General features: G+C 39.6%; 7 protein-coding genes. 6 read left to right on the plus strand and 1 reads right to left on the minus strand.

Annotated features, from left to right (window positions below; genetic code table 11):
- Nucleotides 1-140: 140 nt before the first annotated feature.
- On the minus strand, nucleotides 141-530 hold the full coding sequence (locus P7J58_RS11095; RefSeq protein WP_408556353.1) for a hypothetical protein: 390 nt from the start codon (nucleotides 528-530) through the stop codon (nucleotides 141-143).
- A 138-nt stretch (nucleotides 531-668) separates the two neighbouring features.
- Between P7J58_RS11095 and P7J58_RS11100 the strand changes: the two genes are divergently transcribed.
- The 6 genes from P7J58_RS11100 to ftsX all read left to right on the plus strand — a co-directional run bounded on the left by P7J58_RS11100 (nucleotide 669) and on the right by ftsX (nucleotide 5,806).
- Complete coding sequence (locus P7J58_RS11100) at nucleotides 669-1,082, plus strand: TM2 domain-containing protein (protein WP_408556354.1); 414 nt, start codon at nucleotides 669-671, stop codon at nucleotides 1,080-1,082.
- Between the two features lie 180 nt (nucleotides 1,083-1,262).
- Nucleotides 1,263-1,751 carry a VanZ family protein gene (locus tag P7J58_RS11105; protein WP_029173954.1) on the plus strand — a complete coding sequence of 163 codons (489 nt, stop codon included), beginning with the start codon at nucleotides 1,263-1,265 and terminating at the stop codon, nucleotides 1,749-1,751.
- 40 nt (nucleotides 1,752-1,791) lie between these two features.
- A complete protein-coding gene (gene queG, locus P7J58_RS11110) occupies nucleotides 1,792-2,919 on the plus strand; it encodes a tRNA epoxyqueuosine(34) reductase QueG (RefSeq protein WP_408556352.1) in 1,128 nt (375 codons plus the stop codon).
- Between the two features lie 34 nt (nucleotides 2,920-2,953).
- A protein-coding gene (prfB, locus tag P7J58_RS11115; RefSeq protein ID WP_105130359.1) for a peptide chain release factor 2 occupies nucleotides 2,954-4,049 on the plus strand; the annotation gives its coding sequence in 2 pieces (ribosomal slippage) (nucleotides 2,954-3,025 and nucleotides 3,027-4,049; 1,095 coding nt in all).
- 142 nt (nucleotides 4,050-4,191) lie between these two features.
- Nucleotides 4,192-4,884, plus strand: a complete 693-nt coding sequence (gene ftsE, locus P7J58_RS11120) for a cell division ATP-binding protein FtsE (protein WP_002936190.1) — start codon at nucleotides 4,192-4,194, stop codon at nucleotides 4,882-4,884.
- Nucleotides 4,877-5,806, plus strand: a complete 930-nt coding sequence (gene ftsX / locus P7J58_RS11125) for a permease-like cell division protein FtsX (RefSeq protein ID WP_004298742.1) — start codon at nucleotides 4,877-4,879, stop codon at nucleotides 5,804-5,806. The genes ftsE and ftsX overlap by 8 nt, the downstream gene beginning before the upstream one ends.
- The last annotated feature ends 115 nt before the right edge of the window (nucleotides 5,807-5,921 follow it).

Genomic DNA, 5,921 nt, shown 5'->3' on the forward strand with positions numbered 1-5,921 from the left:
AAATCTGCCAATCAACCACTGCGCTGAGATGTTGACACGAACTCTGAGAAGTGGCTTTGGACTTTTTGCCCAGCCTCCTGCGCCTCGTTGCCTTGTACTAAAAGCAAACTAAAGACTATATCATTTGAAAAAGCTCAGATTTAGTGGTCTGAGCTTTTTTCTGTACTGATAATGTATTTTGGGAAGATTTCTTGTCCCAATAAAGTAATGGCTAGTGCTAGTATGAGGAGGATGGTTTTGACAAGAGTTGGTAAGTTAAACAGTAAGGCGATTGGTATGATAGCCAAGCTGAAATAGTAGAGAGTGAAGTATCTGCTATTTTCTACTATTTGGACCCTATCGCCGTCTTTAACTGGAATGGCTGATTTTTTATCTCCTCGCACGCTTAGTGTAACAGATGGTTGTGTAACTGGTAAGCTTAGAATTTTACCTTGAGTAACTGTCCCAGCAATTTTTCCATCTACCAGGAGTGGAAGTTTTTGGGAGGATAGTTGTTTGATAGGCTTTGGATAATGAATAATAACTCTCATATGAACCTCCTCGTAATCTAGTTTCATTATAGCAAAAAAAGAAAAATATGTAAACGGTTTCTGCTGTTGTTTTCCCCTGCAGGCTTGCTTGAAGAATAAGAAACTGCTATAATTTTGAAGAGGTAGGAGTTTATATGAATTATCCTTCAGAATTATATTTTAAGTAAAAGCAGTTATTTGCCATCTGATAAGTTATTCATTCTGCAAAAAGAACTAGAAGATTTAGATGATGAGGCTTTAAACGTTCTTATGATGGTTGAGATGCGTCAACCTCTTGTCGCTCTTATTTTGGCTATTTTCTTCGGTGAATTTGGTGTCGACCGTTTTTATGTCGGGAATAAAGAATTGGGATTTGCCAAGCTGATTGCTTTTGCAGTATCTTTTGTTACGCTATTTATCTTGATTGGGTTCTTGTTATTTTTTGGACTTTATTTGTGGAAGTTTATTGATTGCTTCTTAATCATGCGAGCATGTAAGGAAGCGAACTTTGAGCGTTTGATGCTGCAAATCCATCAATATAAGGCTTTTCAGCAGAGCAATCAGATATTTTAATAATATATTTTAGTAATAAATTTTAGGAATAAGGGGAGGCTTGGTAGTGTCTTCCTTTTCTGTTTTTAGTAGGCTGTAAAGTACTTGTAATATGGAACGAGCTTTGTCACAGAAGTGACATTTTATAGAACAGCATTTATGATATAATGATAAAATATGCTAGTTGAGAGGAGAATTTCTATGCAGACAAAGAAAATGAGTATGTTTTTATTTTTTGCCTATCTCCTTTTACTTACTTGGATGATTGTCTTTAAGATGGACTTGAGCATCGTATATGGACGTTATGGTTATGCTAGTATAAACTTAATTCCATTTGCAGGAACAGCAGTCTATGATGGAGTGCTGGATTTTCCAGAAATTCTATTTAATATTGTAAGTTTTATTCCCTTTGGTATTTATATGGAAATGCTATTTCGCAAGGCATCGTGGGTGGCTAATCTATGTTTGATTATGTTAGTGAGTCTCTGTTTTGAGGTTCTGCAATATCTTCTTTTACTTGGGGTTGCAGATATAACTGATTTACTGGCTAACGGCTTAGGGGGAGCAATCGGCATTAATATCATGTATGTCTTGACCAGTATTTGGCGGGAGAAGGCCTATGTTCGTATGAATATTTTTTGTTTTGCGCTAACGTTTTTTGTTATATTAATAACTTATTTAGCTTTGTAGGTCTTGCTAAATATATCCAAAGTTTGCTAAAATGAATGTAATGAATATCAAAGAAGAGATTATTAAATTATCTCAGGAAATCGGAATCTCGAAGATTGGTTTTACAACGGCTGATGATTTTGCTTATTTGGAGAAATCACTTCGTGCTAGTCAGGAAGAGGGGCGTTCGTCAGGATTTGAACACAAGAATATTGAAGAACGTATCCGTCCCAAACTGTCGTTAGAATCTGCCAAAACCATCATTTCTATCGCGGTAGCTTACCCTCGACATTTGCCTGTCAAACCGCAGAAGACCCAATACAAACGTGGGAAGATTTCCCCTAGTTCATGGGGGCTTGATTACCACTATATCTTGCAAGATAAGATGGAGCGTTTGGCACGGGGAATTGAGAAACTGACGGATGGCTTGGAATACAAGGGCATGGTAGACACGGGAGCCTTGGTAGATACTGCCGTTGCTAGAAGAGCAGGAATTGGCTTTATCGGGAAAAATGGATTGGTTATTTCTAAGGAATTTGGTTCCTATATGTTTTTAGGGGAACTGGTGACCAATCTAGAAATCGAACCAGATCAGCCAGTCGACTATGACTGTGGGGACTGTAATCGTTGTGTTGCAGCCTGTCCGACGTCTTGTCTATTAGGGGATACGACCATGAATGCCCGTCGTTGTCTGTCTTTTCAGACCCAGGATAAGGGCATGATGGACTTGGAGTTTCGTAAGAAAATCAAGACGGTCATCTATGGTTGTGATATTTGCCAGATTTGTTGTCCTTACAACAAGGGAATTTCCAGTCCACCTGTGGTGGAGATTGACCCAGAATTGGCTGAGCCTGAGCTGATTCCATTCTTGGACTTGTCAAATGGACAGTTCAAGGAAAAATTCGGTCTGATTGCTGGTTCTTGGCGGGGGAAAAATATTCTCCAGCGCAATGCCATCATTGCCTTAGCTAATAGCAATGACCGCTCTGCCATTCCCAAACTCTTAGAAATCATCGATAAGAAACAAAATCCGGTCCACATGGCAACGGCTATCTGGGCCTTGGGGCAATTGGTCAAACAGCCAAATGATGAGATGGTTTCCTTTATCGCAGGTATTTCATCAGACAATGATGATGTCATAGCAGAGCAAACGGCCTTTCTCAACATGGTCAAGGACTTGCAAATGTGATATAATAAATATTATGAATAAAAATGAGGTGTATATGGATACAGCAGAAATTCGCCAAAAGATTGAAGAACTTGGCAAAAAATTAACTTCTTTTAGGGGGTCTCTTTGACTTAGAAGGTCTGGAAGAAGAGATTGCCATTCTTGAGAACAAGATGACGGAGCCAGATTTCTGGAATGATAATTTGGCAGCACAGAAGACGTCTCAGGAGTTGAATGAATTAAAAAACACCTACGGAAATTTCCATCAGATGTTGGATTTATATGATGAATCCGAAATTTTGCTAGATTTTCTAGCAGAAGATGAGTCTGTTCGGGATGAGTTGGTTGAAAAGTTAGCAGATTTGGACAAAACCATGACTGCTTACGAAATGACCTTGCTCTTGTCAGAACCCTATGATCACAATAACGCTATCTTGGAAATCCATCCAGGTTCGGGTGGTACCGAGGCACAAGACTGGGGAGAAATGCTCCTGCGGATGTATCAGCGTTATGGAAATGCCAAAGGTTTTACAGTAGAAACATTGGATTATCAAGCTGGTGATGAGGCAGGTATTAAGTCCGTGACTCTAAGCTTTACAGGTCCAAATGCTTATGGTTTGCTCAAGTCTGAAATGGGTGTTCATCGTTTGGTGCGCATCTCACCTTTTGACTCAGCTAAGCGTCGTCATACTTCCTTTACATCTGTAGAGGTAATGCCTGAGTTGGACGATACCATTGAAATTGAAATCAGAGATGATGAAGTGAAGATGGATACCTTCCGTTCAGGAGGTGCTGGTGGACAGAACGTCAACAAGGTCTCAACGGGTGTTCGATTGACGCACATTCCGACAGGTATTGTGACTCAGTCAACTGTTGACCGTACTCAGTATGGCAACCGAGATCGGGCTATGAAACTCTTGCAAGCTAAATTGTATCAATTGGAGCAGGAGAAGAAAGCGGCAGAAGTAGACTCACTCAAGGGTGACAAGAAAGAGATCACTTGGGGAAGTCAGATTCGTTCTTATGTCTTTACACCTTATACAATGGTAAAAGACCACCGTACTGGTTATGAGGTGGCTCAAGTCGATAAGGTTATGGACGGAGACTTGGACGGCTTTATAGATGCTTATTTAAAATGGCGAATTAGCTAAGAACCTGTATCTACAAGTGAAGTGCTTGTAAATAAGAGATAGTTTTTCGCTCATCAAGGAAGTTTTTTGAGAGAATACGGACTGTATTTTGAAAAAAACGTTCTCAAATCTAAAGAAAGGACTGTCTAAGACAGGAAATCCTATGGGAATAATAGAAATGAAAGACGTTTCCAAGAAATATGGAAACGGAACGACTGCCCTTCGCGGAGTATCAGTCAATGTTGAAGCGGGAGAATTTGCCTACATTGTAGGTCCTTCTGGTGCAGGTAAGTCAACCTTTATCAAACTCTTGTATCGGGAGGAAAAGCTCGATAAGGGGAGTCTAAAGGTTGGTAAATTTGACCTTGCAAAAATTAAAAAGAGAGATGTTCCTCTTCTACGTCGTAGTGTAGGAGTGGTTTTCCAAGACTATAAACTCTTACCTAAAAAGACTGTCTTTGAAAATATTGCTTATGCGATGGAAGTTATCGGTGAAAAACCACGGAATATCAAGAAACGTGTAATGGAAGTTTTAGATTTGGTTGGTTTGAAACACAAGATTCGCTCTTTCCCAAATGAACTTTCAGGTGGTGAGCAACAGCGGATTGCTATTGCCCGTGCCATTGTAAATAATCCTAAAGTATTGATTGCTGATGAACCAACGGGTAACTTGGACCCTGAAAACTCTTGGGAAATCATGAACCTATTGGAGCGAATTAACTTACAGGGGACAACGATTTTGATGGCGACACACAATAGTCAGATTGTAAATACACTTCGTCACCGTGTTATTGCGATTGAAGATGGTCGTGTAGTACGTGATGAAGCGGAAGGAGAATATGGATACGATGAGTAATCGATTTTTTAGACACTTTATTGAATCATTGAAGAGTTTGAAGCGAAATGGTTGGATGACAATTGCAGCCATTTCATCTGTAGCCATTACCCTTACCTTGGTTGGTCTATTTGCTTCAGTTATTTTGAACACAGCAAAGCTCGCTTCGGATTTGGAACAGAATGTACGTATCAATGTATACTTGAGAGCGAACTCAACTGATCAAGCTGAGACGATTGTGAACGAAGCAGGAGAGACGGTAGCTAATCCAGATTATCAAAAGGTGTACAATCAGATTACAGCCTTAGAAAATGTACAATCTGTTACTTATTCAAGTAAGGATGAACAGTTGCAGAAATTAACAGCTACCTTGGGAGATACTTGGAACCTATTCCAAGGAGATGCCAATCCACTTTACGATGCTTATATCATTGATACGACTGAACCGCAGTATGTAAAAACTGTTGCAACAGAGATTGCTAAAATTGATGGTGTTACAGAGGTACGCGATGGGGAAGTTGAAACGGAACGTATTTTTAAATTAGCTAATCTAGTTCGTACATGGGGATTGGCAGCAACTGGCTTATTGCTGTTTACTGCTGTTTTCTTGATTTCCAATACTATTCGGATTACCATTATTTCTCGTAGCCGTGAAATTCAGATTATGCGTCTGGTTGGTGCTAAAAACAGTTATATCCGTGGGCCATTCCTCTGGGAAGGTGCCTGGGTAGGTCTCCTCGGAGCTATTTTGCCTTCTGTTTTAGTCTATTCTCTTTATAAGATGATCTATACTTCAGTAAATGCTAGTCTTGCTAGTCAAGATTTGTCTCTGATTAGTATGAATGTCTTTGTTCCAGGAATGATTGGCGCACTTTTTGTAATTGGTATTATTATTGGTTCCTTGGGATCAGTCATTTCCATGAACCGCTACTTAAAAATTTAATAGACAAGCTACATGTAAAAAGAGGCTGGGCAGATGCCCAATGTCATTAAGTTAACTAACCTATCACATTTTGTGGTGGGTTAGTTTTTATGTTACACTAAAAATAAAAGGGGAA

Origin of the sequence: Streptococcus suis, from assembly GCF_046032535.1 — a bacterium.
Classification (GTDB): Bacteria; Bacillota; Bacilli; order Lactobacillales; family Streptococcaceae; genus Streptococcus; species Streptococcus suis_AK.

Coding starts and splice junctions, on each gene's coding strand:
- ftsE (WP_002936190.1), top strand. CDS start 4,192: ATGGGAATAATAGAAATGAAAGACGTTTCCAAGAAATATGGAAACGGA.
- P7J58_RS11105 (WP_029173954.1), top strand. CDS start 1,263: ATGCAGACAAAGAAAATGAGTATGTTTTTATTTTTTGCCTATCTCCTT.
- ftsX (WP_004298742.1), top strand. CDS start 4,877: ATGAGTAATCGATTTTTTAGACACTTTATTGAATCATTGAAGAGTTTG.
- queG (WP_408556352.1), top strand. CDS start 1,792: ATGAATATCAAAGAAGAGATTATTAAATTATCTCAGGAAATCGGAATC.
- P7J58_RS11095 (WP_408556353.1), bottom strand. CDS start 530: ATGAGAGTTATTATTCATTATCCAAAGCCTATCAAACAACTATCCTCC.